This is a genomic window from Mesorhizobium sp. B1-1-5 (genome assembly GCF_006443065.1).
Classification (GTDB): Bacteria; Pseudomonadota; Alphaproteobacteria; order Rhizobiales; family Rhizobiaceae; genus Mesorhizobium.
The window spans coordinates 1-1,238 of the sequence record NZ_VFWS01000485.1 but is presented as its reverse complement, the minus strand read 5'-3'; the positions used below and the strand labels follow the sequence as shown (position 1 = coordinate 1,238).

Annotated in this window: 1 protein-coding gene; it reads left to right on the top strand. The window is 67.9% G+C overall.

The annotated features are described in order from the left end of the window. Nucleotides 1-1,238: DUF5801 repeats-in-toxin domain-containing protein (locus tag FJ980_RS35015; protein WP_246676683.1), on the top strand; the 1,238-nt coding region annotated here is incomplete at both ends.

The following is a 1,238-nucleotide window of genomic DNA, read 5'->3' as shown; positions in this document are numbered from 1 at the left end:
CTATGCGCATGGCAACCTGCCGGTGGTGCTGTTCGGCTCGCTGCCCGGCACGGACGAGCCGCGCGCGGCCGTGCTCAACCTTGCGGTTGCAGAGCCAGGCACCGATTCGGGCCTGAAGACGACCGACGGGCACGAGATCTCGCTGTTCAAGGAAGGCAATCTGATCGTCGGCCGCGTCGACAACGCGAACGGTACGGCCAATCCCGACGGCGCCATTGCCTTCGCGGTCTCGGTCGACCAGACCGGCCATATCTCGACGGCACAATATCTGTCGCTGCAGCATCCGCTGGCCGGCAACGGTTCGGGCGGCTCCTATGACGAGCCGGTCAACCTGTCGGGCAAGATCAATGCGGTGGTCACCGTCACCGACTTCGACGGCGACACAGTCAGCCAGTCGCTCGCCATCGGCGCCAAGATCGTCTTCGACGACGACGGGCCGAAGGTCCTGAGCGGCCATGCCGCGCCGGTGACGATCGACGAGGACGACATTGCCAGCCTGCTGTCGCAGGGAACCTCGCCCTATGACGGGTCCGGCGACGGTTCGGGCACGGAGTTCCCGCTGGGTGCGGCGATCGCATCCGGCTCGCTGAACGGGCTTGTCGACTTCGGCGCCGACGGCCCGGCCGCCGGCGGCGGTTTCGGCTTCACCGGCACGGCGGCCGCAGACCTGACGGCCATCGGGCTGTCGTCGAAGGGCGTCGAGCTGAGCTGGGCGATGCAGGGCAACACGCTGGTCGGCTTTGTCGACAGCAACCACAACGGCGCTTACAACGGGCTTAGCGACCGCACCGTGATGACGGTGACGCTGAATGCCTCGAGCGGCGCCTTCGTGGTGCGCCAGTTCGACCAGCTCGACCATGTCGCGCCGCCGGCCGGAACATCGGACCAGAACACCGCGCTGCAAACGCATCTGGGCGGCGGCAGCGTGGCCGGCATCGACCTCGGCTCGGTGTTCCAGGCCAAGGACGGCGACGGCGATACGGTGACGCTGACCGGCAAGGCGACGGTCACCGTGGTCGACGACGTGCCGCAGGTGTTCATCACCGCGACCGGCGTGTCGGTCGTGCATGACGAGACGGCGGGCAACCAGAACGACGACACCAGCAGCGCCTCGGTCGCGCACCAGTTCGATTCGCTTGGACTGGGCACGGCAAGCCTGGGCTATGCGCATGGCAACCTGCCGGTGGTGCTGTTCGGCTCGCTGCCCGGCACGGACGAGCCGCGCGCGGCCGTGCTCA